The 26,331-nt window shown below is 70.5% G+C and carries 15 protein-coding genes and 1 pseudogene; 10 read left to right on the top strand and 6 right to left on the bottom strand.

Going from position 1 to position 26,331, the window contains the following annotated elements:
* Positions 1-81 precede the first annotated feature (81 nt).
* Genes ACQY76_RS09085 through ACQY76_RS09075 form a run of 3 tightly spaced genes read left to right on the top strand, consistent with a single transcriptional unit; the run spans position 82 to position 10,219 of the window.
* On the top strand, positions 82-7,389 hold the full coding sequence (locus ACQY76_RS09085) for an SDR family NAD(P)-dependent oxidoreductase (protein WP_428032555.1): 7,308 nt from the start codon (positions 82-84) through the stop codon (positions 7,387-7,389).
* Complete coding sequence (locus ACQY76_RS09080; protein ID WP_428032554.1) at positions 7,386-8,780, top strand: aminotransferase class I/II-fold pyridoxal phosphate-dependent enzyme; 1,395 nt, start codon at positions 7,386-7,388, stop codon at positions 8,778-8,780. Before ACQY76_RS09085 ends, ACQY76_RS09080 begins: the two co-directional genes overlap by 4 nt.
* Positions 8,777-10,219 carry a glycosyltransferase family 4 protein gene (locus ACQY76_RS09075; protein WP_428032553.1) on the top strand — a complete coding sequence of 481 codons (1,443 nt, stop codon included), beginning with the start codon at positions 8,777-8,779 and terminating at the stop codon, positions 10,217-10,219. Before ACQY76_RS09080 ends, ACQY76_RS09075 begins: the two co-directional genes overlap by 4 nt.
* An 89-nt stretch (positions 10,220-10,308) precedes the next feature.
* Here the strand turns inward: ACQY76_RS09075 and ACQY76_RS09070 are convergent.
* Positions 10,309-11,592: pseudogene (locus tag ACQY76_RS09070) on the bottom strand (LTA synthase family protein); the annotation flags it as partial.
* 332 nt (positions 11,593-11,924) lie between these two features.
* On the opposite strand from ACQY76_RS09070, the gene ACQY76_RS09065 reads away from it, so the two are divergent.
* The 6 genes from ACQY76_RS09065 to ACQY76_RS09040 all read left to right on the top strand — a co-directional run bounded on the left by ACQY76_RS09065 (position 11,925) and on the right by ACQY76_RS09040 (position 17,694).
* The gene (locus ACQY76_RS09065; protein WP_428032552.1) at positions 11,925-13,253 is read left to right on the top strand and encodes a hypothetical protein; all 1,329 of its coding nucleotides are present in this window, start codon (positions 11,925-11,927) and stop codon (positions 13,251-13,253) included.
* Between the two features lie 10 nt (positions 13,254-13,263).
* Positions 13,264-14,088: an ABC transporter permease gene (locus ACQY76_RS09060; RefSeq protein WP_428032551.1), complete on the top strand. Its 825-nt coding sequence runs from the start codon at positions 13,264-13,266 to the stop codon at positions 14,086-14,088.
* A complete protein-coding gene (locus tag ACQY76_RS09055) occupies positions 14,085-14,828 on the top strand; it encodes an ABC transporter ATP-binding protein (RefSeq protein WP_428032550.1) in 744 nt (247 codons plus the stop codon). The genes ACQY76_RS09060 and ACQY76_RS09055 overlap by 4 nt, the downstream gene beginning before the upstream one ends.
* Before the next feature lie 55 nt (positions 14,829-14,883).
* Entirely contained in the window at positions 14,884-15,087 is a 204-nt protein-coding gene (locus ACQY76_RS09050) for a hypothetical protein (protein ID WP_428032549.1), read from the top strand.
* Between the two features lie 356 nt (positions 15,088-15,443).
* Positions 15,444-16,487: a polysaccharide biosynthesis/export family protein gene (locus ACQY76_RS09045; protein ID WP_428032548.1), complete on the top strand. Its 1,044-nt coding sequence runs from the start codon at positions 15,444-15,446 to the stop codon at positions 16,485-16,487.
* A gap of 64 nt (positions 16,488-16,551) precedes the next feature.
* On the top strand, positions 16,552-17,694 hold the full coding sequence (locus ACQY76_RS09040) for a hypothetical protein (protein ID WP_428032547.1): 1,143 nt from the start codon (positions 16,552-16,554) through the stop codon (positions 17,692-17,694).
* Positions 17,695-17,724: 30 nt separating this feature from the next.
* Here the strand turns inward: ACQY76_RS09040 and ACQY76_RS09035 are convergent, their stop codons facing one another.
* The 5 genes from ACQY76_RS09035 to ACQY76_RS09015 form a co-directional block, all read right to left on the bottom strand.
* Complete coding sequence (locus ACQY76_RS09035; protein ID WP_428032546.1) at positions 17,725-20,589, bottom strand: NHLP bacteriocin export ABC transporter permease/ATPase subunit; 2,865 nt, start codon at positions 20,587-20,589, stop codon at positions 17,725-17,727.
* Positions 20,579-22,750 (bottom strand): NHLP family bacteriocin export ABC transporter peptidase/permease/ATPase subunit, encoded by a 2,172-nt coding sequence (locus tag ACQY76_RS09030; protein WP_428032545.1) that lies wholly within the window; start codon positions 22,748-22,750, stop codon positions 20,579-20,581. Before ACQY76_RS09030 ends, ACQY76_RS09035 begins: the two co-directional genes overlap by 11 nt.
* Positions 22,747-23,994, bottom strand: coding sequence for an NHLP bacteriocin system secretion protein (locus ACQY76_RS09025; RefSeq protein WP_428032544.1), 1,248 nt, complete (start codon positions 23,992-23,994; stop codon positions 22,747-22,749). The genes ACQY76_RS09030 and ACQY76_RS09025 overlap by 4 nt, the downstream gene beginning before the upstream one ends.
* Positions 23,995-24,077: 83 nt before the next feature.
* A complete protein-coding gene (locus tag ACQY76_RS09020; protein ID WP_428032543.1) occupies positions 24,078-24,560 on the bottom strand; it encodes a hypothetical protein in 483 nt (160 codons plus the stop codon).
* A gap of 291 nt (positions 24,561-24,851) precedes the next feature.
* Positions 24,852-25,313: a VOC family protein gene (locus ACQY76_RS09015; RefSeq protein ID WP_428032542.1), complete on the bottom strand. Its 462-nt coding sequence runs from the start codon at positions 25,311-25,313 to the stop codon at positions 24,852-24,854.
* Positions 25,314-25,428: 115 nt separating this feature from the next.
* On the opposite strand from ACQY76_RS09015, the gene ACQY76_RS09010 reads away from it, so the two are divergent.
* Positions 25,429-26,313, top strand: coding sequence for a LysR family transcriptional regulator (locus tag ACQY76_RS09010; RefSeq protein ID WP_428032541.1), 885 nt, complete (start codon positions 25,429-25,431; stop codon positions 26,311-26,313).
* Positions 26,314-26,331: the final 18 nt, after the last annotated feature.

Genomic DNA, 26,331 nt, shown 5'->3' with positions numbered 1-26,331 from the left:
CCGGCCCGCAAGGGCAGCGCCGCCCACGCCTCGCCGTCACCACCGGCCGCCATATCGCATGAACTTTAGATGAGGTGCCGATTGGATAGCATCGTTCACGGCCCGGATGCCGCCCTCTCTGCCAGCCCTCCGCAGCCCGCGCATGCGGCGGCGATCATGGGCTGCGCCTGCCGCCTGCCGGGTGCCGCGGACGAGGCCGCCTTCTGGTCGCTGCTGTCGCGTGGCGCCTGCGCGGTAACGGAGATCCCGGGGGACCGCTGGTCGCATGAACGATTCCTCCACCCGGTGCGCGGCACGCCGGGCCGGGCCTACAGCTTCGCCGCCGGGGTGCTGGACGACATCTATGGGTTCGACGCCGGAGCCTTCGGGCTTTCGCCGCGCGAGGCGGAACAGATCGACCCTCAGCAGAGGCTGCTGCTCGAACTGGTGCGCGAGGCGTTCGAGGACGCCAATGTGCCGATCACCGCGCTCGCCGGTGCGCCGGTCGGCGTCTTCGTCGGGGCGTCCTCGCTCGATCATTCGCTGCACTTCGTGCCGGATATCGCTGCGGCCGACGCGCATTTCGTCACCGGCAACGCCCTCTCGATCATTGCCAATCGCATCTCGCACGTCTTCGGTTTCACCGGGCCGAGCCTGACCATCGACACCGCCTGCTCGTCCTCGCTGGTCGCTTTCGACCGGGCGGTGAAAGCGATCGAGAGCGGCGAGATCGAGACCGCCGTGGTCGCCGGGGTGAATATCCTGGTCAGCCCTTTCAACTTCATCGGCTTCTCCCGCGCCGGCATGCTCTCGCCCACCGGCCGCTGCCGCCCGTTCTCAGGCGAGGCGGATGGCTATGTGCGGTCCGAAGGCGGCGTGGTGACGATCCTTCGCCGGTTTGAGAGCGCGCGCGCCACCGGCCAGACGCCGCGCGCGATGGTGATGGCGACCGGCACCAATTCCGATGGGCGCACGCTGGGCATCGCCATGCCGGAGAGCCGGGCGCAGCAGCGGCTGCTCGAAGAACTCTATGCGCAGCGGGGCCTCGACCCGCAGGAGCTTGCCTTCGTCGAGGCGCACGGCACCGGCACGCTGGTCGGCGATCCCGCCGAGGCGCGCGCCATCGGCGCGGCGCTTGGCGCCCGGCGGGCCACGCCGCTGCCCATCGGCTCGGTGAAGTCGAATATCGGCCATCTTGAGCCCGCCTCCGGCCTTGCCGGCCTGCTGAAGGCGCTGAATGCGCTGGAGCGGCGCGAACTGCCGGCCTCGCTGCACCTCGACACGCTGAACGCGGCCATCGATTTCGAGGCGCTGAACCTGCGCCCCACGGCCGAGCCGCTGTCCCTTGGTCCCGAGGCGCGGCTGGCCGGCATCTCGTCCTTCGGTTTCGGCGGCACCAATGCCCATGCCGTCATCCGCCTGCCGGAGGCGCACGAGGTGCCGGCGGCGGATGCGCGCGCCACCGCGCCGGTGCTGATGATCTCGGCTCCCGATCCGCACTCTCTCTCCGCTCTCGCCGAGGCCTATGCCGACCGGCTGGAGGGCGAGCCCGCACCCGGACCCATCGCCCATGCCGCCGCCCATGGCCGCGCACGGCTTCCCCATCGGCTGGCGGTGGCGCTGAACGGGCCGGACGTGCCGGCGAAACTGCGCCGTATCGCAGCCGGCGCCGGCGAGGGAACGCTGCTGCGCGGCACGACACGCTGCGGGGATGACGCGGTGGCCTTCGTGTTCACCGGCAATGGCGGGCAATATGCCGGCATGGGCCACGCGGCCTGGCAGACCAGCGCGGCGTTTCGCCGTGGCGTCGAGCAGATCGACGCTGTCTTCAAGCCGCTGGCCGGCTGGTCGCTGGCGGCGGCGTTCGAACAGCCGCCGGGCGAGGCCGCCCTCGCCGCGACGGAAACCGCCCAGCCGCTCATTTTCGCTTTGGAAGTCGCCCTCGCCCGGGCGCTCATGGCCGGCGGCTGCACGCCGGCGGCGGTTGTCGGCCACAGCGTCGGCGAGATCGCCGCCGCCCATATCGCCGGCGCTCTGAGCCTGCTTGACGCGGTCCGGCTGATTTACTGGCGCAGCCAGCTCCAGGGCCGCACGCGCGGTTCCGGCGCCATGGCCTTCCTCATGGCCAGCCCCGAACAGGCCCGGACATGGATCGCGGCGTCCGGGCAGCCCGATCTCGTCATCGGCGCGATCAATGCGCCCAGGGGCGTCACGCTGTCGGGCAGCAGCGCGGCCATTGACGCGGTGCTGCGCCGGGCGCGCGGCCAGAGCGTGGTCGGCAAGCGCCTCGCCATCGACTATGCCTTTCACTCGCCCGCCATGGGGCCGCTCTACGAACCCATCATCGAAACCCTGTCCATGCTGACGCCGCGCGTGCCGGCGATTCCCTTCGTCTCGTCCGTCACCGGGGCGCGCATCGCGGACGACACGCTCGATGCGTCCTATTGGTGGGACAATATCCGCCAGCCCGTGCAGTTCGACGCGGCGGTGCGCGCGGTGGCGCGCGACAGCTCCATCGGCATTTTTCTGGAGATCGGGCCCAAGGCGGTGCTGACCGGCTTCCTGCGGGAAATACTCGCCGATGAGGGCCGCGCCGCGACCGTGCTGGCCTCGCTGCAGGAAAAGGACACGGCGGACGAAGACCCGATCGAGCGCAGTCTGCTCGCGGTGCATGTCAATGGCGCGAGGGTGGACGAGGAGGCGCTGTTCGGCCCGTCGCGGGCACCTGCCCGGATCGACCTGCCCAAAACCCCCTGGAACCGGCAGGCCATCCGCCCGCCGCGCACGTCGGAAGCCATCGACCTGATCGGCGGCGGCTCTCCCGATCATCCGCTGCTGGGCGCAAGGCTGCTCGGCGGCGGCAGCGAATGGCGCGGCACGCTCGACGTCGAGACCCGCCCGTTCCTGGCCGACCACAGGGTTGGCGGCCATGCCGTCCTGCCCGCCACAGCTCTCGCGGAGATGGCGCTGGCGGCCGGGCGCGATGTGCTTGGCACCGCGCATCTGCGGCTGGAGGACTTCGCCATTCTGGCGGCCCTTCGTCTGTCGCAGGGCGAGAGCGTCGAGACGCGGGTGTCGATCGATGCGACGGGCGGCGTCACCGTCTCCTCCCGCTCGCGCGGCTCGCAGGACTGGAGCCTGAACGCGCAGGGCCGGGTGCTGGCCGAGAGCGGCCTTGCGCCGGCCACCGCGCCGCGCCCGACCCTCGCCGAGAGCGAAACCTCGCTCGATGCCGATGCGCTCTACGCCGCCGCCGCCCGCCTCGGCCTCGACTATGGACCCGCCTTCCGTCTGGTACGCGCCGCCCGGCGCGCGGGCGCGGAGATCGCGCTGGACCTCGCCCCGCCGGAGGGCCCTCAGCACGCCTATGTGCTGGCGCCGACGCTGGCGGATGCGGCCCTGCACGGTCTGGTCCTCGCCGCCGAAGGCTTCGCCTTGGCCCCCGGCATCGCGTTCCTTCCGGTTCGCTTCGGCGCCCTGACGGTGCGCGGGTCGACGCTGCCGGTGCGCGCGGCCCTGACCATCCACCGCGCCAGCCCGCGCGCCTTGGAACTCGACATCGCCCTGTTCGACGCGGCGGACATCGCGGTCGCGCATCTTGAAGGCGTCGAACTCCGCGCGGTTGCGCTGGCCTTCGCCGACACGCTGGAGCGCGATTTCCGCCAGAGCTTCATCCGTCTGGGCCCGGCGGTGACGCAGGCCCGCGCGCGGGTCGAGGCCTTCCTCGCTGCCGGCATCGACCTGCCGTCCGACGACGATGCGCTGATCCTGGACGCGCTGGCCTATGCGATTGCCCATGCGGCCGTGGCCGAGACTGCCGGCGAGGCGGTGAGGACGGGCGCGCCCCTCGATGTCGAAAAGCTCGTCCGGCAGGGACGCCTTGCCGCGGAGCGGCGCGCCGTCTTCCTGTCGCTGCTCGATCTTCTGGCCGAGGGCGGCCTCGCCCGCCACACCCCGGGGGAGGGATGGCGCGTCCTGCCGCAGAGCGATCTTCCCGCGCCCGAGCCGTTGCTGCATGAGATTGCCGGCATGGCGCCGGACCGTGCCGCCGAGCTCGCCCTCGGCGCGCGCCTCGCCAGCGATCTTGCGGACCATCTGCGCGGCACGCACTCCATCGTCCCTTCCAGCGGCCTCGTCGACCAGTGGGAAGCCGCGTCGCCGGCCGCCCGCACGCTCGCCGGGCACGCGGCCGCGCTGGTCGCGCATGCCGCGCGAGACCTCGACGCGCCGCTGGCGGTGACCGTGGTGGAGCGCCATGGCGTGCTGCTCGACGCGCTGCGCCCGCTTGTCGAGGCCGGCCGCATCGTTCTGAGCGTCCTGTCCTCTACCTCCACCGCCCGCCCGACCCTCGCCGACCGCATCCGGCCGTCGGCGGGCATTGTCCTGGCGGATCAGCTGGATACGCCCAGCGCCGACCTCGTCCTGTATCTCGACCCGCGCCTCCCGCTCGACCCTGCCGGCGAGACCGCCCGGCGGCTCGGCGGTGCGCTGCGTCCCGGCGGCGCGCTCGTCTCCCTCTCCTTTGCAACCACCGGCTTTGCCCGGCTGCTCGCCCTCGACGTGCCCGCCGGCCCGCGCGGCGGCGTCCGGCTGCGCGGCGCCCGGGCCTCCACCGACGTCACCCTGCTCGCCGCCCCCGTGCCCGAGGCCATCGACGACCAGGTGAGCGTCGCGGCCCTCATCGCCCTGCTGAAGGAGGACGTCCGGTCTTGCCTCATTTCGGAAGCCGGCTACATTCTCAACCCCGACCCGGCGTCGCCGGTGGTCGCCGCGTCCGGCAGCGTCCTCGTCTGGCGGCTCGCGGCCGGTGAGGACGCCAGTTCCCTCGCCGGCGCGCTGAACGAGGCCCGCACCGTGCTGGAAGCGCTGCGCGCCGGAGCCAAGGCGCCGTCCCTGCGCCTGCTGGTGGCCGGCGATCCGCTCGGCGACGCACCGGACGCGGCGGCGCTCTGGGCCTTCGGGCGCGCGGCGATGAACGAATATCCCGATCTCGATCTCCGGCTGATCGCTCTCGCCCGCCCCGTCCTCGACGCGCCCGCCATGGGCGATCTGGCGCGCGCCGTCACCGGGTTGCCGGGCGAGCGGGAACTCGTGCTGGACGGCGGCGGGCTGAAGGCGCTGCGCCTTGCCTCGGCGGAGCCGGCACGCGCGCCTTCTTCCGAAACTGCAGCGCGGCTGTCCCTGTCACTGCCCGGTTCGCTGGATCGCCTCGCCTGGCAGCCCGAGGGGCGCTGCATTCCCGGCCCCGGCGAGGTCGAGATCGCGGTCGGCGCGACGGCGCTGAATTTCCGCGACGTGATGTTCGCGCAGGGCCTGATCGGCGACGACATGCTGGCGCAAGGCTTCGCCGGCCCCACGCTCGGCTTCGAATGCGCCGGCACCGTCGCCAGGGTCGGCGCGGAGGTCGCTCATATTCGTCCGGGCGACGCCGTCATCGCCTTCGCGCCCGGCGCCTTCGCCACCCATGTCACCGTCCCCGCCACCGCTGTGCTGCGCGCCCCCGCCGGCGTCGCGGCCGATGCGGCGGCGACGCTGCCCGTCGCCTTCCTCACCGCCTGGTACGGGCTGGTGCAGTGCGCGCGGCTGGAGGCGGGCGAGACGGTGCTGATCCACGGCGCTGCCGGTGGTGTCGGAATGGCCGCCCTGCAGATCGCCCGGCTGCGCGGCGCGCGCGTCGTCGCCACGGCGGGAACGCCGGAAAAGCGCGCCCTCGTCCGCCTGCTCGGCGCCGAGGCGGTGCATGATTCCCGCAGCAGCGCCTTCGCGGAGGAACTGCGCGCCGCCGGCGGCTGCGATGTCGTGCTGAACTCGCTGGCCGGCCGGCCGATGGAGCTGTCGCTGCGGGCGCTGAAGCCGTTCGGCCGCTTCGTCGAACTCGGCAAGCGCGACTTCGTGGCCAACACCGCCATCGGGCTGCGGCCCTTCGCCCGCAACCTCACCTATTTCGGCGTCGACGCCGACCAGCTCATCGCCGCCCGGCCGGGGCTGGTCGCGCAGATGCTGGCGGAAATCGCCCTTCTGTTCGAAGCGGGCACGCTGCGGCCCCTGCCCTATCGCGCCTTCGCCGCCGACGAGGCACGGGCCGCCTTCCGGCTGATGCAGGGCTCCGGTCATGTCGGCAAGATCATCATCCACCCGCCCACGCACGTGCCGGCGCCGGCGGAAGCGCCGGCGGATTTCAAGGCCTGCGCGGCGGGCGTGCACCTGGTGGTCGGCGGCGGCAGCGGCTTCGGCCGCGAGACCGCCCGCTGGCTGGCCGCGCGCGGCGCCCGCCATGTCGTGGTGGCGTCGCGGCGCGGCACGGTCGAGCCGCCGCTGGCCGTCGAGGGCGCGGACATTGTGGCCGAGCGCCTCGATGCGCGCGATCCGGACGCCTGCAACGCGCTGATCGAACGCCTGCGCGCCCGCCATGGGCGCCTTGCCGGGGTGGTTCATGCCGCCATGGTGCTGGATGACGGGCTGATCCGTGACCTCGATCGCGACCGCTTCGAGAAGGTGCTCGCCCCCAAGGTCGACGGCGCCCGCCACCTCGACGCCGCGACCGCCGGGCTGGACCTCGATTATTTCGTGCTGTTTTCCTCCGCCACCACGCTGGTCGGCAATCCCGGCCAGACCGCCTATGTCGCCGCCAATGCCTATCTCGAAGGGCTGGCGCGCCGCCGCCGCCGCGAGGGCCGGCCCGGGCTCGCCGTCGCCTGGGGCGCTATCGCCGACGCCGGCGTGCTGGCGCGCGATACCGCGACGTCCGAGAAGCTGACCCGCCGCCTCGGCCTCGGCAGGCTCACGGCTGCGGAGGCGCTCGACCATCTCGGCGCCTGCCTCGCCGATCCCGGCACGCCGCCGGTCAGCGTCCATGCGCCGGTCGACTGGCGGGCGGGCCGGGATCTCGCGGTCATGGCCGGCGCCAGCTTCGCCGCGCTACGCCCCGCCTTCGATGACCCTGTGGACGCCGGCGGCGATGCAGACCTCGTGGCGCTCATCCGCGGACAAAGCGAGGGCGAAGCGAGGGCAACCGTGCTGCGGCTGCTCACCGCCGAGCTCGGCCGCATCCTGCGCCTGCCGCCCGACAGCATCGATCCGGCCCGGCCGCTCGGCGATATCGGCATGGATTCGCTGATGGGCCTGGAGCTCGACATGGAGATGCAGCGCCGCCACAAGGTCGCGCTTCCCATGCTGGGGCTGAGTTCCGGGGCGACCCTGCAGGATGTGGCCGACAAAGTGCTGCGCAAGCTGCGCCCCGCTGCCGACATTGCGGGCCACGCCGCCCCGGCGTCCCGCATCCAGCTCCCGGAGGAAGGCGCCCGGCTGGTCGACCGGCACCTCGATGCCGAACCGACGGCGGCGGTGATCGAGGCGCTCAAGGGCAAGGCGGCCACGGATGGCCGGCGCGACGGGAGCCTGCTGCGATGACGGCTCACACGCATGATATCCGGCTCGACGAGGCGGCACGGTCCGCGCTCCTTGCCCGCATGCGGGGAAAGCCGGGCGATGCCGCGTCGCCCTCCGCCCCGGCCTACGACACCTCCTTCGAGACGCTGCCGGGCTATGACGAGCTGCGGATGATCCGCGCCACGGGCGAGGCGCTCGGCATCGCCAACCCGTTCTTCCGACCGCATGAAGGCTGCGCCGGCGCGCTGACCCGCATCGAGGGGCGCGAAGTGCTGAACTTCGCCTCCTATGACTATCTCGGCCTCAACAGCCATCCCGGGGTTCGCCGGGCGGCGCAGGAGGCCATCGCGCACTACGGCACCAGCGTCTCGGCGAGCCGGCTGGTGGCGGGCGAGCGCCCCATTCACCGCGCGCTGGAAGAGCGCCTGGCCGCGCTGCACCAGGCCGAGGACGCCCTGTCCTTCGTCTCCGGGCACGCCGCCAATGTCACCACGCTCGGCACCCTTGTCGGTGCCGAGGATGCGGTATTCCACGACGCGCTGATCCACAACAGCGTCATCGTCGGGGTCGAACTCGCCGGCGCCGCGCGGCGGAGCTTTCCGCACAACGACCTCGCCGCCCTGGAACGCATGTTGGCGGCCGAGCGGCACCGGCATAAGCGGGCGCTCATCGTCGTCGAAGGCCTTTATTCGATGGATGGCGACGTGCCCGACCTTGCCGGGCTCGTCGCGCTCAAGCAGCGCTTCGGTGCTTGGCTGATGGTGGACGAGGCGCACGGCGTCGGCGTGCTGGGTGCGGGTGGGCGCGGCATCGCCGAACATGCCCACCTCGACCCCCGGCTGGTCGACATCTGGATGGGCACGCTCTCGAAGTCTCTCGCCTCCTGCGGCGGCTACATTGCCGGGTCGCAGGCGCTGGTCGACTATCTCAAGGTCTCCGCGCCGGGCTTCGTCTACAGCGTCGGCCTGCCGCCGGCGGCGGCCGGCGCCGCGCTCGCCGCCCTCGATGCGATGGAGCAGGAGGGCGAGCATGTGGCCCGGCTGCAGGCCAATGCCCGGCATTTCCTTCGGGCGGCGCAGGCGGCCGGCCTCTCCACCGGGACGGCGGAGGGCCACGCCATCGTGCCGGTCATGGTCGGCGATTCCCTCAAGGCGGTGCTGCTGTCGGAGCGGCTGCTGGCGCGCGGCGTCAACGTGCTGCCGATCATCCATCCCGCCGTGCCGCACCGTTCGGCGCGCCTGCGCTTCTTCATCACGGCAGCGCACGACACCCGGCAACTCGACGAGGCCGTGCGGGTCCTCGTCGAGGAAATCGATGAGAGTTCGCATGTCCTCGCCGCGCTCGGGTTGGGCGGCGAGAGGGATGGCGATGTGCCGGCGGCGGGCTCCGTCCCGCAGGAGGAAATGCCATGAAGGTCGTGCTCGACATCACCCGGCTGCTGCGGCGCTCCTCGCAGGCCACGCCCACCGGCATTGATCGCGTCGAACTGGCCTATGCCCGGCATCTGCTCGCCAGCCGCCACTATCAGGACCGTACCGCCTTCGTCGCCCGGGTGCGCGCCTCGACCTGGTATCTCGACGCCGAGACCATCGCCACCTTCATCGAGGCGCTGGCCCGGCGGTGGAAGCAGTCCGAAGGGCGCATCACCCGGCGGGAGTTGGGCGATGTGGAACGCTTTCTCCATCTGGCGCCCGGCGCGCTGAGCGAGATGGAGCCGCCGGCCCCGCCGCGCTCGGCGCTGCCCGACGCCATCCCCCCGCTGCAGCGCCTGTTCTCGCCGGTCAACCTGTTGCCGCGCCTGCTGCGGCGGCGCAACGCGCAGGGCGCGGTCTATCTCAACGTCTCGCATGAGGGGCTCAACTCCATCGCCGGCGTGCGCTCCATGGTGCGGGGCCACGGGCTGAAGCCGATGTATCTGGTGCATGACCTCATCCCGCTCACCCACCCGGAATATGTCCGGCCGGGCGACGCGGAAAAGCACGAGACGCGCATGCGCACGGTGCTCGCCTCCGCCGAGGCGGTCATCTGCAACTCGCGGCACACGCGGAACCAGCTTGCCGCCTTTGCCGCACGCAGCGATCTCGCCGTGCCGCCCAGCGTGGTGAGCCCGCTCGGCATCGAGGACGAGTTCGACACGGAGGAGCCGGCGCTGCCGGCCGGACACCCCTTCTTCCTGACGGTCGGCACCATCGAGCCGCGCAAGAACCACCTCGTGCTGCTGCATGCCTGGCGGGTGCTGGTGGAAAAGCTCGGGCCCAAGGCGCCGAAGCTGATCATCGTCGGCCGGCGCGGCTGGGAGAATGAGAACGTCATCGACATCATCGAGCGCTGCCGCAAGCTCGGCGACCATGTGCTGGAGTGCAACCGCCTGCCGGACGGCCAGTTGCGGCGGCTGATGAAGCAGTCGCGCGGCGTGCTGTTTCCCTCCTTCGCCGAGGGCTATGGCCTGCCGCTGTTCGAGGCGATGGCGCTGCGCGTTCCGGTGATCTGCTCGGATCTCCAGGCGTTTCGCGACGTCGCCGGCCCGGCGCCCTGCTATCTCGACCCGATCGACGGGCTCGGCTGGGCGCGGGCGATCGAAGACTACGCACAGCCGGATTCGCAGGCGCGGGCCATCCAGCTGCGCCAGCTGGCGGATGTGCGCATGCCGCGCTGGTCCGATCACTTCTCCATCGTCGACCGGCTCATCGATGTGGTGGCGGAATCGCCGGCCATCCCCGCCCCGTCCTCACCCTGGCGGCCGGCGATGAGCTTCGAGCGCAGCAAGGCGTTGATCGCGGCAGGCGAGCGCGTCGACGCCGGGCGCTCGCTCGCCTTCGCGACCGTCCGCCCGCATTCGAGCACGAGGTAATCCGTGGCCCGGTCGTCCGCCAACCCCTCATGCCCGGGAAGGATCGGCGCATGATCGCCGTAGAAGACCAGCAGCGAGCGGTCGGTGCGCCTGTCGAGCGCGTCCGTCACCGTGCCGAGCAGGCCGTCGGCATGGGCGGCGTGGCGGGCATATTGCGCGACCGGGTCGTCGATGCCCGGCACGTGGCCGTCCAGCCGGCCGGGGCCGTAGGGGTCGTGCGCCTCCATGGTGACCGCCATCAGGAACAGCGCCGCGCCGGCAGCCTCGATCTCCTGCACGATGCGACGGCCGACCGCCGCGTCGCCGACATAGGGGCCGAAGCGGTCGCTCGGGGCGAAGGCGCTCTCGTCGATGAACTGCGCGAAGCCGAGACGGGGGATCGCCCTGTCGCGCCGGAAGAACCGCGCATCGTGCGGGTGCAGGAAACGCGTGCGCCAGCCAAGCGCGCGAAGCCGCCGCGCCAGCGAGGCCGGGGCGAGCTTCTCCGGGCGCAGATAGGGGTCGAACCGGTCCATGCGCTGGTCGGCGAAGGCGACGCCGGTCAGCATCTCCACCTCGGAGCGGTGGGTGTAGGCGCCGTAGCAGGACACGTCGAGCCGGCCATGTGCCAGCGCCCGGCGGCGCAGGCGATCATGATGCGGCAGCTCCAGCGCCACGCCGCGGCGGCGCAGATCGGTGAAGGATTCCGACTGCAGCAGGATGACCGCGTCATAGCCGCCAGCCTGCAGCTCCGGCGCGGAACGGTGCGGCGGCAGGCTTGCCTCGGCCCGCTGGCCGTCCTTCCGCCACACGGCGAAGCCGGCCAGCAGCGAGACAGCGAGCCCCTGAAGACCGACGAAACGTTCCGCCGGCAAATCGAGCACCTGCCGCGAGAGCGTGGGCAGCGCCCCGGCGATGCGGCCGGCCAGCAGCGGCACGGCGAGGGCGACAAAACCCGCCCCTGCGAGCACGCCGAGCTGCGCGGCCCCGCCCAGCGCGCGCGGCTCCAGCCGGGTCCACGCCACGATGACCCCGGCCAGCAGCAGCACGGCGCCGCCGAGGCCGGCGGCCTCCTTTCGGCCGAGATAGAACAATGCCGGGTGGCGGATCAGCGTCGGCACGAAGCCGAGGTCGCTGAACACCAGCGGTTCGCTGAGATAGGCGTGTTTGGCGCGCGAGATCAGGACGAACACGGCGAGGGTGACGAGCGCCGCCACGGTGGCGAAGAGCGGGCGCGCCGCCAGGCCGAGCCACAGCAGCCAGAGCCAGCCGGCGATGAGGGCGCCGAGCACCCGCGCTTCGCCCGGCCGGCGCGGGGCGCGATACGCCGCCGGAACGGCCAGACGGTCCAGCCCGCCCGCGCCGACCAGCGTGACCGCCAGGGCCGTGAGCATCAGTATCGCGTGGGACATCGGGGCCTATTCATTCCGAAACATGCCGCCATCGCGGCAGATCTTTCCGCGAAACTAATGCCAACACCAGCTTACTATCAAGATAAATTCTACAATAATCGTCGAACGACACGGAACTGTGTCGTAATCAACAGTATTGTTGCATTGTCTGAAGACGTTAATCACGCCGTCTTGACGCAATCCGGGGGCAGCATCGCATGAACAAGCTGCACGCGCTTTTTGGCAAGGACGGATCCGGGGCGAATGCATCCGGTGAACCGCCGAAGACCCTCAAGGCCGCCCCGCCGCTGCGGAAAGAACCCTTGCGCCCGGTCATGCGCGGCCTCCCGGGCGCGGACCCGGCGCCGGCTCCGCATGAGCCATCGGCACCGGGCGACGCCTTCGCCCCGGCAAAACGCGCCAAGCCGGTCCGGCCGGTCGCCAAGCGCGGTGATTTCGACCTGCCGCAGCGCGACACGGCCGATCTTGCCGCCCGGCTGCCGCGCAAGGCGCGCAAGCGTCGCTCGGTGGGGCTGTGGGCGTCGTTCCTGCTGATGGTGGCGCTGCCGACCCTCGTCGCGGCGCTGTATTACGGCTTCGTTGTCTCGAACCAGTATGTATCCGAGTTCCGCTTTGCCGTGCGCAGCCAGGATTTCGCGCCGGCCGGCGCCACCGCCGCCAGCACCGCCCTCGGCGCGGCAGCGCGCTCCGGCGGCTTTACCGACAATTTCCTCGTCGTCGACTACCTCACCAGCCGCCAGGCGGTGGAAGACCTGATGAAGACCGTCGACCTGCGCGCGATGTATGCGCGCGCCGGGGTAGACCCCCTCTCGCGCCTCGGCGGCGAGGCGACGATGGAGAGCCTCGTCTCCTACTGGCAATCGATGATCGACGCCTCCTTCGATCTGGCGACCGGCCTCGCTCTGGTGCGCGTGCGCGCCTTCGCCCCGGAGGACGCCCACCAGATCGCTGCCCGGCTCGTCAGCCAGAGCGAGAGGCTGATCAACGACATCTCGGCCCGCGCCCGCCGCGACGCGGTGACCTTCGCCGAGGCCGACGTTTCCCGCGCCGAGGACCGGCTGCGCGGCGCCCGCCTCGCCCTGCGCCAGTTCCGCGACCTCGAGCAGACGCCCGACGCCGCCCGCACCGCTGGCGGCACGCTCGACCTCGCCATGAAGCTGCGCGGAGAACTGGCCGGGCTGCAATCCCAGCTCGCCTCGCTGCGCACCTACATGGACGCCAATGCGCCGACGGTGAAAGTGCTGGAAAGCCGCATCGCCGCCACCGGCAAGCAGATCACCGCCATCGAGCGCGAGATCGGCAAGGGCGGCGGCAGCGCCAACGCGGTCGCCGGCGGCGCCGGCACCACCACGGCGGGCGTACCCCCGGTGCTCTCGGATGTGCTGTCCAATTACGAGGACGTCGATCTCAGCCGGCAATTCGCCGAGAAATATTACGAGACGACGCTGTCGGCGCTGGAACTGGCGCGCTCGGAGGCCGCCGCCCAGCAGACCTATGTCGCCACCTATGTGCAGCCGGCGCAGCCGCAGTCGAGCCAGTATCCGCGCCGGAGCGTCTCCATCCTCATCGTGCTGCTGGCGGCCGGCGCGCTGTGGTTCATCAGCGTGATGATCTTCTTCTCCATCCGCGACCACGTGGCATGAGGGCGCGGCGATGACCTTCACCCCCCCTGCCGACACGCCGCAAGAACGGTTCGGCCTCAACGCGATCCTGCAGGGCCTGCACACGCAGGGCCGCGTGGTCATCGCGCTGATGCTGCGCGAGATGCGGCTGCGTTCGGTGCATTCGCGCCTCAGCTATCTGCTGGCGCTGCTGGAGCCGATCCTGCAGCTCGCCATGATGATGGGCATTTTCAGCATCATCGGCCGCCGGCCGGATTTCGGCACCAGCCTGCTGCTGTTCCTCGGCACCGGCATCCTGCCGTTCTTCCTGTTCACCCATGTGTCCGGCCGCACCACCAGCGCCATCCGCGCCAGCGGGCTGGTGCGGGCGCTGGCGCCGATCCAGCCGCTCGACATCATGCTGGCGCGCGCGCTGCTGGAAACCGCGACGCTGCTGGTGGTGGCGGTGCTGCTGTTCGCCGTCATCTATGCGATGGGCATTCCCGACGCCATTCCGATCCGGCCGATGCTGGCCATCGAGGGCTTCGCCGCCACCGCGCTGCTGGCCATCGGCGTCGGCCTGATCAACGGGGTGATCGGCGCCTTCTTTCGCCTCTGGGCGGTGATCTATGGCGTGCTGTCGCGCTCGCTGATCTTCCTCTCGGGCGTGTTCTTCGTGCCGGATTTCATGCCGCCGCAGATCCGCTACTGGCTGAGCTGGAACCCGCTGCTGCACGGGCTGGAATGGTTCCGCTCCGGCTTCTACCTCACCTACCCCACGCTCACCCTCGACAAGGGATATCTCCTCGGCTTCGGCGTCGTCGCGCTGCTCATTGGCCTGGCGCTCGAACGGGTCTTCCGGGCGAGGCTGGTATGATGGCCGTGGAAATGTCCGGCATCGCCAAGACCTTCCGCGCCGCACATGGCGCGCGACGGGTGTTCGAGCATCTCGATGCGTCGTTCCCGCGCGAGGTTTCGGTCGGTATTCTCGGCGCGCGCGGCGCCGGCAAGTCGACGCTCATCCGTCTGATCGGCGGCTCCACTCTGCCCGATCGCGGCAAGATACGCCGGCGCGGTTCCATCTCGCCGCCGGTCGCCAACACGCAGGCCTACCATGCGGCGTTGACCGGCCGCGAGAACCTGCACTTCGTCGCCCGCGTCAACGGCTTCGACGGCGACGCCGCCACACGCTTCGTCGCCGACTTCGCCGAGATGGACGACGCGATCGACCAGCCGCTGGCGAGCTACACGCGCGAGCGCCGCTCCCGCTTCCTCTTCGCCGCCTCCTATGCGCTGCCCTTCGACATCTTCCTTGCCGACGAGGCGCTGTTCGGCGGCAGCGGCGCCTTCCGCGCCCGCTGTGCCGAGCTGGTGCAGGCGCGCCGGGCGCAGGCGACGCTGATCTTCACCACCCGATCGCCGCAGATGCTGCGACGTTTCGCTGATGTCGGCGCGGTCCTGCATGAGGGCCGGCTGCACATGTTCGACCAGATCGGCGACGCGATCCGCCTCTTCCGCACCCTCGACGAGGGAGCGCCGGCCGACACCGACGGCGACCCCGAGGAGGAAGACGACGAGGAGCGTCTCGCCGACGAACCCTTCGGGCCCTCGGCCTGAAGTTGCCATCCACGCCTTTCGTCGGGAGGTCCCGACCTAACCTGAAGGAGCCGACATGAACGATCTTCCTGAAATCAGCCGTCAGCTTGAGCGTTTCGTTGCCCGCCGCCTGGTGGAATTCGACCAGGCCGCGTGGAAGGAGCTCAGCGTGCAGAAGCGCAAGGAATGCATCCAGGCGGCGCGGCGCGCGCTGAAGGCCGAGCGCAACTATTTCGCCCGGCAGGCCAATGCCGGCGTGACCGCCACCGCCGCCGAGTAAGGCGCGCCCCGGCACCGGCCGCCCCGGCGGCCGGTGCCGCATTCGCACGCCCGCCCGCCCGTGAGGGGTAGTCAAACACCAGATCCGTTATCGAATACCGTCAATATAGTTCAATATTGATTTTATATTTATGTGTTTTCACAGCCACATATAGCCACGTTAAAAGCCTGTATCGCAACGCGGTATAGAATTGGTCATATTTGCCCGTCTTAGATGATGCGCACGGAAGTATAAGGGGATCGGCCGGCTTGAATATCTGGGGTCCAACGGCGCGTCTCGCGGGGTTTGTTGCGCTGAGCCTGTCGCTCGGCGGCTGCGTGTTCTTTCCGGGCTCGGGGCCGGTAACGCAGGAGGTCATGCAGCCGCGCGAACCGGTCGACTATGAGATCGTCGACGTGGACACGCAGGTGGTGAACGCCATGCAACGCTGGCGCTCGTCCAGCCTCGCGGTGAGCTTTGGCGCCCGCAAGCCCGCGCCCGAAACCCGGGTGAATGTCGGCGACGTCGTGCAGGTCTCGATCTGGGAGGCCAGTTCCGGCGGGCTCTTCGGCCGGGGCGGGGCGGAGGCGGGCTCGGGCAGCGAGATGCTGCCGCAGCAGACCGTCGACCGCGACGGCCGCATCAAGGTGCCCTATGTCGGCGAGGTCTCGGTGGTCGGCAAGCGCCCGAGCGAGATCGCCAAGACCATCGAGCAGGGCCTGACCGGCAAGTCCATCGACCCGCAGGTGCTGATCACCCTGCCGCAGCAGACCTCCGCCTCCGTGGTGGTGGTGGGCGACCTCACCGGCGCCGGCCGGGTGAACCTCAACGTCAAGGGCGACCGGCTGCTGGAAGTCATCGCCCAGGCCGGCGGCATCAAGGCGTCGCCGCACGAGACCTTCGTGCGCGTGACCCGTGGCCAGCGCAGCGCGACCATGCAGCTCACCGCCGTGCTCGCCAAGCCGAACGAGAACATCTTCATGCAGCCGGGCGACACGGTCTACGTGTCCCGCCGGCCGCAGACCTTCACCGCGCTGGGTGCCGTCAAGGGCGCGGGCGAGGTGGCGATCGATCGCGAGGACTTCACCGTCGCCGAGGCGGTGGGCTCCTCCGGCGGCCTGATCGACACCCAGGCCGACCCCAGCGGCGTGTTCATCTTCCGCTATGAGCAGGCGGACGTGGTGCGGGCCTTCAACCCGGAATCGCCGTTCCTGTCCGGCAACAAGCTGGTGCCGGTCATCTACCGGCTCAATCTCAAGGACCCTTCCGGCTATTTCATCGCCCGCGCCTTCCCAATCCGCGCCGGAGACATCGTCTATGTCGCCAACGCACCGGGGGTGGAGTTCACCAAGTTCCTGCGCATGGCGCTGATGATCAGCTCGATGGCCAACCGCAGCACCACGAGCTGGTCGTCCGACTGAGCGGGCATCGGCGCCGGCGCCTCTCCGACCGGGAGAAGCGCCACCCGTCACAAGGGAGGTCACGGTGAGAACGTTCTTCCCCCTGGCGCCGCTCGCCCAGCTGCTTCTCGCCCTGCTGCTTCTCGGCCTGCCCGCGCCCGCGCGGGCGGACGCGCCGGCACGCATCGCCGACTACATGGTGATGGATGTGTGCGTCGACGCCGCCGACGCCATCCTGCCGAACCTCGTGCCCGGCGATGCCGGCTGCGAACGCCGGCGCGACCTGCGGCCCGGCGAGCGCCCGCCCTATGAGCTGCGCAACTTCCTCAACCCCGGCGGCGACTGCCGCGACGATGGCGGCACGGTGGCAAAGCTCAACCGGCCGGTGGCCCGCGACGGCCAGACCCGCATCGTCTCCTCCACGCTGAGCCTGCCGGTGACCGCGTGCAGCGGCGCCCGTGGCCGGCCGGGCCGGCCCGGCGAAGGCGGCGCCTCGATCCAGTGGCACGATGAGGGCTATGGCTTCATCATGGGCAGCTACAGCCCGGTCGCCCTGTCGATCTACCAGACCCCGCTCTGCCGCGATGGCAGCCGCTCCTCGCAGCGCTTCTTTCGCGGCTGGGTGATCGCGCCGGCGGCGGTTCCGGCGGTCGGCCAGGGCGGCTACGGCGTCTTTGAAAGCCGGCTCGCCACCGGCGCCGCCTCGGCGCTGCCGCGCGCCTGCCCCACCCGCTACCGGCGGGCGCTGACCACCTGGCTGGTCGCGCCCGTCACCTTCACGGCGGGCCGCCACCTCGTGTCGATCGTCTCCAGTCATTTCGCCCAGGTCAGCCGCGACGGCCTCTCGCCGGGCGCGACGATGCAGATGGAGCAGACCTACTGGACCCGCGAATTCGGCCTGTCGCGCTGGGAAAAATGGGCGCGCGAGGATTGGGTCCACCCGCGCAGCCGCCGCTCGGCGCCCGATCTCGCCCGCGAACTGCGGCAGCGCGGGCGCTGCGGCCCCCCCGTGGGCGGAACCTTCGACATCTCGCCGCGCACCCGCTTCGCCGACGCGCCGGCCCGCGACGACGCCTATGCGCGCGTCATCGTCGACCCGAAGACCGGCAAGCGGCAGCTGTGGCTCATGACCCTGTGCGAGGACTACACCAACATCCACCTCACGCCGGCAGGCACCCCGCTCCCGGACGCCTCCGCCATCGCGGACCCGGCCTATTGGCGGCCGTGAGCGCCACCTGAAGGCTCGTCGCGCGGGCGCTCAGGCGCTCTGCCGGCGGGCCAGCGCGGCGAACAGGCCGCCCTGCGCCACCAGCTCGGCATAGGTGCCCTCCTCGGCCACGCGGCCGGCCTCCATCACATAGATGCGGTCGGCCGCCACGACCGTGGAGAGCCGGTGGGCGATGACGATGCGGGTCGCCTCAAGGCCGGCGAGCCGCTCGCTGACGATCTGCTGGCTGCGATTGTCGAGCGCGCTGGTCGCCTCGTCGAACAGCACCAGCCTCGGCCGCTTGACCACCGCGCGGGCGATGAGCAGCCGCTGGCGCTGGCCGCCGGAGAGCAGCATCGCGTTCTCGCCGGCGAACGTGTGCATCTGCATGGGCATCTGCCGGACGTCCTCGTCGAGCCCGGCCAGCCGCGCCGCCTCCCACGCATCCTCCTCGGTCAGCACGGCGCCGCCGATGATGTTCTCCAGGATGCTGCCGGTCGCCGCATGGCCGTTCTGCAGCACCACGCCCATCTGCCGCCGCACCGCGCGCATGTCGAGGGCGGCGCTGTCCTTCTGGTCGAAGAACAGCGAGCCGCTGCCCGCCTTCTCGAAGCCGAGCAGAAGCCGCAGCAAGGTGGACTTGCCCGCACCCGAGGGACCGACAATGGCGATGAATTCGCCGGGCCGCGCCCGCAGGCTCACCTTGTCGAGCACCGCCGGCCCATCGGCCGCATAGCGGAACACCACCTCGTGCAGCTCGACGTCGCCCCGCAGCGGGCCGGGATCGGCGGCGTGCGCTTCATCCTCGGGCAGGGCCTGGAGCAGCGGCCGGGCGCGCTCATAGAGCGGGCGCATCTGCAGCAGCGCCGGCAGGGCGCCGGCCAGCGCCAGCGTCGAGGCGAGGAACTGGCCCAGCGCCGCGTTGAAGGCGGCGAACTGCGCCAGCCCGATCTCGAAGCCACCGAGGCCCACCGCCCAGATCAGCACCGCCAGCGAGAGCACGCCGCACACCGCGCCGCAGACATCGGCCATGGCGGAAAGCCGCCGACGCTGCAGGTCGAGGTTGCGCCGCTCGACGAAGGGCGTGGCCCAGCGGGCGAAGGCACGCGATTCCGCGCCCGCCACCTTGAGCTTGCCGATGGCGTTGATGTTCTGCAGCGACAGCGATTGCAGCCGCCCGTCCAGCTCGAGCGCGCGGCGCGAAAGCCGCATGATCGCAATGCTGACGCCAACCGTGACCGTCACCTGCACCGCCACCACGAGCAGCGCCAGCCCGGCCAGCGGCAAGCTGTAATAGAGCAGCAGCACCAGGTTCAGGACCGAGAAGATCGACGACAGCGCGGTGTTCAGGATCGTGCCCGAGGCGATGTCGCGCATCTGGTTCACCGCGCCGGCACGCAGGGCGAGATCGCCGGTGGTGAAGCGCCGGAAGAAGGTGGTGGGCAGGCGCAGCAGCTTGTCCCAGATGGCGCCTTCGAGATCGGCGTTCACCAGCGTCGATAGCCGCAGCAGCAGGAAGGCCCGCACCAGCGTGAACAGCGTCATGCCGATGCTCAGCCCCGCCAGGCCGGCGACGAGATGGGAGAGCTGCGAGGTCGAGCTGGAGGGAATGACCGTCTCGAACAGGATCTGCGTGGCGAGCGGCGTGGCGAGCCCGAGCAGGCCGCCCGCTAGCGCCACCAGCAGGATGGGCAGCATCAGCGGCAGCGCCAGCGGCGCCGAGAAGCGCAGCAGCCCGTAGCCGTCGATCGGCTCGGCCGGCAGGGCGCGCTGGGCGACATAGCCGATGGCGGCGAGGCGGCCCGCGCTGCGTTTTCCGGCGGCGGCGTGCCCCTGCGGCCCCACTATGTCATAGCCGCGCCGCCAGCCGGTGCGGGCGAGGGCCGCCAGCGGCATCTGGCTGTCCGCCTCGAAGACCACGGCATTCTGCCCGGAATGCCGCCACCACCGCCCCTCCAGGCGAACGGCGCGCAGCCGCATCCGGGCGGCACGGGCAAAGGCGGCCAGCCGCTCCTCGGTCGAGGCCTTGCCGGGTGGCGGGCAGGCGTCGAACGCATCGTCGGCCAGTTCGACCCCGTTCGCCGCCGCCACCGCGCGGAAGGCGTCGGCCAGCGGGTCCGCCTCGGCGGAAGGGCGCGCGCGCGCCTCTTCCGCGACGAGGCCGAGGAACGGGCGCACCACCGTCTCGCGCTGGCGCGTGACGGCGCGGGCGAAGCTGTCGGCCCGCCGGTCCTGCTCCGCCTGCAGGCGGTTGCCGATCGCCCGCGCGACGAGGCCGCCATAGGCGTGGAAGGCGGCGGCAAGCGCGCCCTCGGCCGCCAGCGCCGCGCTGGAGCGGCAGGTCACCGTCGCCCCGCCCGCCTGCGCAACGGCGCCGCCCGGCGAGGCCGGGGAAAGCGGAAAGGCCGGCGCGCCGGGTTCAAACACCACTTCGGGCGCGAGATCGGGATGCACCGCGCCTTCCTGCACCGACAGCCAGAGGACGGCGCCGGAAGGCCGGGACGGTCCGTGGCTCGACAGGCGCAGGGTCTGCGGCGTGATCGAGAGGCTGCGCGTGCTGCCGGGCACGGCGACGGCGCGGGCGACCAGCTCGATCCAGCCCTCCGCCAGCGCGATCGCCGCCGCGTCGCCGGCATCGAGACGGCGTCCGAAGGCCTCGGCGTCGAGCGGGACGAGGCGCGTCTCCTCGGCGGGAAAGCCGACAAGGCCGAACCGGTCGTCGCCCGGCACGGGGAACACCGCACCCCCGGCGGGGATGGTCGCCACCTTCTGCCGGCTGCCGGCGCGGGCGGGGTCGTGGATGAACAGGTCGAGCGTGCCGCTCTCCACAAGGATGAGCCGCGCGCGCAAATCGAGGCCGGCCTGCGCCTCCTGCGCGGCAATGGGCGGAACGCCGTTGACAAGGCTAGGCAGCACGGATCAGCTCCGCATAGAGACCGTCCTGTGCCCACAGCCCCTCATGGGTGCCGCGCTGGACGATCTTCCCCTGGTCGACGACGACGATCTCGTCGCTCTCGCGGATCGCGCTGAGCCGGTGCGTGACGAGGATCACCGAGCAGCCACGGCGGCGCAGGTTCTCGAGGATGCGCGCCTCGGTCGCCGGGTCGAGCGCCGAGGTCGCCTCGTCGAACACCACGATGCTGGGGTCGCGGGTGAGCGCGCGGGCGATTTCCAGCCGCTGCGCCTGTCCGCCCGACCAGTTGGCGGCGCCCTCCTCGATGGGCCCGTCATAGCCGCCCTGGCGCACGGCGATGACCTCGTGGATATCCGCGTCGCGCGCCGCCCGCACGATCTGGTCGTCGCCGATCGTCGGGTCCCACAAAGTGAGGTTCTGGCGCACGCTGCCGGTCATCAGCACGATGTTCTGGTCGACGAAGCCGAGCGAGGCGGCGAGCAGCGCCGGGGCGATCGCCTCGCGCGGGCGGCCGTCGAACCGGATGGTGCCGGACCATGGTTCGGTGAGGCCGACGATCATGCGGGCGATGGTGGACTTGCCGCTGCCCGAGCGCCCGACCAGCGCGAGGCGCGCGCCCGGCGCGACATTGAGCGCGAAATCCTCGACCAGCGGCGGCAGATGCGGGTTGTAGCCGAAGGTGAGCCCGCTCACCTCCACCGCTCCCGACAGCGCCGCCGGTCCGCCCGGCATGTCGTCGCGGGTCCATTTCTCGTCGAGCGGGTAGCGCATCACGTCGCTGACGCGCTCCAGATTGCCGCGCAGCTCGCGCATGCTGGACGTGACGAGCACCAGCGCGTTCACATGGCCGGAGAAGCCGGCAAGGATGGTCTGGAACGCGGCGAGGGTGCCGATGGTGATGAGCCCGTCCATCACCCGCAGGCCGCCAATGCCGAGGATCGCGGCGGTGGCGATGGCGGCGAGCACGGCGGGCACGAGGTTGAGCAGCTGGGTCGGCACCTGCAGCGCCTGCACGGCGTTCATCAGCCGTGCCTGGATGCCGGACCAGCGGGCGAAGAAATCATCCTCGCCGGCCGTGGCCTTCAGCGTCTCGATGGCGCCGATGCCGTTGATCGCCACGGACGCCATCATCGATTGCTCGCGCAGCAGCCCGCGCACGGCGGTTTCCTGCCAGCTCGACATCCAGCGGGCGAACAGCGCGTTGAGCGCCGCCAGCGCCACGCCGACCGAGGCGAGCACGGGATCGTAGATCGCCATCAGCCAGCCATAGAAGCCGACCGCCAGCCCGGAGATGAACAGCGTCGGGAAATGCTGGCTGATCAGCGCGCAGATCTGCTCGGCCGCTTGCATGCGCGCCGCCACGTCGCCGGCATAGCGCTGGGCGAAAAAGCGCGGCGGCAGGCGCAGCAGGTGCCAGTTCAGCGCCACGCCGAGCGCGAGGCCGAGCTTCCATTGCAGCCGGGCGAGGAAATAGCCCTCCAGCCAGCTCAGCAGCCCGCGCAAAATGGCGGCGAAGGCCAGCGCCAGCAGCAGTGGCCGCAGCCAGTCGTCGAGATGGTCGACAAGGATATCGTCGACGAAGATCTTGGTGGCGGCCGGCACGAACAGCGCAGGCAGCAAGGCGGCGATGCCGGCAATGGCGAGGAACGCCACCGCCCCTCTGGACGAGCGCAGCAGGTCGAGCACCGGCTTCCACACGCGCGGGCGCGTGCCGCCGCTCTGGAACGCCGGGCCGGGCTCCATCACCAGCATCACCCCGGTGAAGGCGCGGTTGAACTCGGCATGGCTGACCGTGCGCGGCCCGCTGGCGGGGTCGTTGAGGTGGACGCCGTTGCGGCCAATGCCTTCCAGCACGACGAAATGGTTGAATTCCCAGAACAGGATCGCGGGCAGCCGGTGCTCGGCGATGCTGGCGGGCTCGGTGCGCCAGCCCTTGGCCTCAAGCCCGTAGGAGCGGGCGGCGAGCAGGAGGTTGGTCGCCTTGCTGCCGTCGCGCGAGACGCCGCAGGCGACGCGCAGATCCTCCAGCGGCACCCAGCGGCCGTAATGAGCGAGGATCATGGCGAGGCAGGCCGCGCCGCATTCCACCGCCTCCATCTGCAGGATGGTCGGCACGCGGCGGCGCCGTGCCGCCGGAATGCGGGCGGGACGGACCTCGCTCATAGGCCGAGCCAGTGCCGGATGGCGGGGATCACCAGCTCGATCGGGCGGCCGGTGCGGATGGTCACCTGCCCGGCGACCAGCGTGCCGGAGGTCAGTTCGATCTCCTGGCCACGCTGCGAGGTCCAATCATAGCTTTCGGCACCCGACGGGCCGGGTTCGAGCCGGATCTCGATCTGGATCGGCGCACCGGCGCGCATGAACTCGCGCACCAAATCGCGGTTGCCCAGCCGCTCGGCCAGCGCCGTCTCGGTTTCCGGCACCGGATCGACCGAGATGACCCGCCCGACCAGCGAGCCATATTCCTCCCGCTTGGCGACGGAGGGCGACATCAGCACTTCCATGCCCGGGCGGATCTGCTTGCCCGAATCCGGCGGCGCGTAGAGCAGCGCCTCCAGCCGCGGCTCGCCGGTCTCGATCACCAGCAGCCGCTGGCCGGCGCTGACAAGGGCGAGCCCGCCGGCCTCGTTCAGCACCACCGTGCCGGCCACCGGCGAGTTGATCGTCGTGGCGAGGGTCTCCGCCACGTCGATCTGCGAGCGCTGCCCCTCGCTGTCGCGCAATTGGCGGTCGAGCGCCTCGACATCCTGCGCGTGCTGGGATTGCAGCGTCAGCAGATGGGCGTCGATATTGGGTAGGTCGGCGCGCGCCTGCGAGATCGACTCGCGCGCCGCCGTCAGGCGCTCGCGCACCTCCAGGATGCGGTCATTGGTGATGAGCCCACGGCTCTGCAGCGTCTCGCGGGTCTGCAACAGCTCCTGCAGCTCGCGCACCCGCGCCTGGCCCAGCTCGATAACTTCCTCGATCGCCTCGCGCCGCCGCTCCGCGACGCCCTGCTCCTTGGCGAAGCGCTCGTCGAAGCGCGCGATCAGATCCGCCCGCTGCTGGCGCAACTGCTCGACCCGCCCCTGCGCGTCGGCAAGGTGCTCCGCCCCCTCCGGCGAGGAGACGCGCGCCACCACTTCGCCCACCTCGACATCGTCGCCACGGTTCTGGAAGCTCTGCAGCCAGCCCGATTTCGGCGCGTGGACGTTCACGAAGGCGCCGTTCTCGCGCACCAGCAACCCCGGCCCCGAAACGGTGACGCGATAGGTGCCGAAGACCGCCCAGGCGAGGCAGCCCCCCAGAATTGCCAGCGTGGTGCCGAGCGCGAGCCAGCCGAGAGGCGACGTCACCTTCAGCATGGTGTCGAGCTGGTTGACGTTGGACAGGCTGTCGAGGGCTTCGCGACGGAAGAGGCCGGCCATCAGGTTACTTTCGCTTACCGCAACCGCAGAGCGCCGCCCGCCGCCGATGCCATATCGGCCGGGCGGGCGGGCCCCTGCCCCGTTCAGTCGAAGGCGTTCTTGACCGCCTGGGCGATGCCGCCGACCGCGGCACCGGCCGCGCCGCCGCCAATGCCGCCGACCGTGCCGCCGAGAATGGCCGTGCCGACCACTTCAAAGGCCGCGCCCGCGACGGCAAGGCCGATGCCGCCCGTGAGCGCGCCGACGACGAGGCCGGCGCCGAGGCCGACCAGCGCCCAGCTGACGCCGCCGGTGACGTTGTCGAGCTCGGCCTCGCTGAGCGTGCGGTTCTCGGCGACCGCCGCTTCCTGCATGAGCGCCTCCGCGTCGCGGATCGCCTTGTAGGTCGTCTCGGCCTGCGCCGAGGTGAGGACGAGGCCCTTCTCCGCACAATAGGCGGCCATGCCCTCGGGATCACGGACGGTGGCGGCGAAGTGCTTCGCCTCGTCCGGGTTGGAGGCGATCCCGGTCAGGATCTGCTGGAATTCGGCGAGTTTCGGGTTGGTGGTGGTGGCGTCAGTGAGCACGTTCGCTCCCCCGTGATTTTGGATGCGGCCCACCATTGCCGCTTTTTGTGAGCGATGGCGATAGGTAATTTAAAGTAACGGGCGAAAATTTTAGCCTGAATAGAGTGTACGACCCCTCTTCGCACGCCCGTGTGGCAGATCGGGTGGAGATAAATAGCCGGCGTGTAATGTTATGTAATCTTCAGCAAGAAGGCCTGCGTCATTTAGATACCGCTCATCAACACCGGACACCGCCCATGGGAGGCTGGGTTCATCCGCTATTCTGCGAGAACCCAGCCTCCATCGGGGCTGTCAGGGCAGAATTTCGGCCAGTTCGATGAGGTTGCCGAACGGGTCCGCGAAGAAGGCGAGGCGTCGGCTGATCGCCGGGAGTTCGAACGGCTCGGTGACGATCATGACGCCGCGCGCCCGGAGCGCGGCGACGGTGGCGTCGACGCTGGCCACGTTCAGGCAAAAATGGTGGTAGCCGGCATATGTCAGGCTGTCGCCGAGATCGGTATAGGGGCGAACGTCCTGCGGGGCGGGCTCACCGCCGCCGAGGATCTCCACATAGAAGCGATCGTCGGTCGCGGGGGCGAGATAAGCGAGCTTCTCGTCGGCATAATCCCATCGCGCGACGACGCGGAAATCGAGCTTCTCGACATACCAGCGAAGGGCTGTCTCCAAGCCCGGTGTGCGGACCGCGACGTGGTGTCCGCGCATGTCGGCAAAGGGCGAGGAGGTGTTCGCTGCGGGGGGAATGAAGTCGGCCATTGGTCTGCTCCCTGTTGGTGGCCGGCGTCGCCGGCCTGTGGGAGAGACCATCGGGCTTTTCATTAGCAGTGATTAGAGCGATTATTTGCCGTTCAAAGCTGAGCGAATTTCACTAATGCGGGTAACGGATCTCTCCGAACTGGCGGCCTTCGACGCCGTGGCGCGCCATCGCAGCTTTCGCCGCGCCGGCGAGGAGCGCGGGGTGACGGCCTCGGCGATCAGCCATGCCGTGAGCAATCTCGAGGCACGCGCCGGCATTCGCCTGCTCCACCGCACCACACGCAGCGTCTCGCTTACCGATGCGGGCGCCATGCTGCTGGAACGGCTGTCGCCGGCCTTCGGCGACATCGGTTCCGCGCTCGATGCGCTGAACCAGTTCCGCGAAACGCCCTTCGGCAGGGTGCGCATCAACGCCCCGACCTCGATAGCGCCCTTCGTCCTCGGCCCGGTCATGGGTCCACTCATCGCCGCGAACCCGCATCTCGCGCTTGAAATCGTGACCACGGACGGCCTGATCGACATCGTCGAGGAAGGCTTCGATGCCGGCATCAGGCTCCATGAGAGCCTGCGCGACGGCATGACGGCGGTGCGGATCAAGCCGCAGATGCGCTTCGCCGTCGTCGGATCGCCGGCCTATTTCGAGAAGCGGCCGCCGCCGAAAACACCGGACGACCTGCGGGCGCATGCGTGCATACGCAATCTCTATCCCAGCGGGGTGCCCTATGCGTGGTCGTTCAGCCGCGGTGGCCGGGAGATCGATGTCGAGCCGACGGGACCCTTGTCGCTGGACGATCATGAACTGATGATCGAGGCCGCCCTGTCGGGCGCGGCGCTCGCCTATGTCTGGGAGCTGCGGGCGCGACCCCATGTCGAGAGCGGCCGGCTGATCGAATGCCTGCAGCCCTGGTGTCCGCCGGAGCAGGGGCTGCATCTCTACTACCCCACCCGCAAGCACATGTCGGCGGGGCTTCGCGTTGTCATCGAGGCCCTGAGGGTCTGACACCCCTGAATGTCGCCC

Source organism: Ancylobacter sp., assembly GCF_965279025.1.
In the GTDB taxonomy this organism is placed as follows: domain Bacteria; phylum Pseudomonadota; class Alphaproteobacteria; order Rhizobiales; family Xanthobacteraceae; genus Ancylobacter.
The sequence above is the reverse complement of the archived record's forward strand: the minus strand, read 5'-3'. Positions and strand labels throughout refer to the sequence as shown.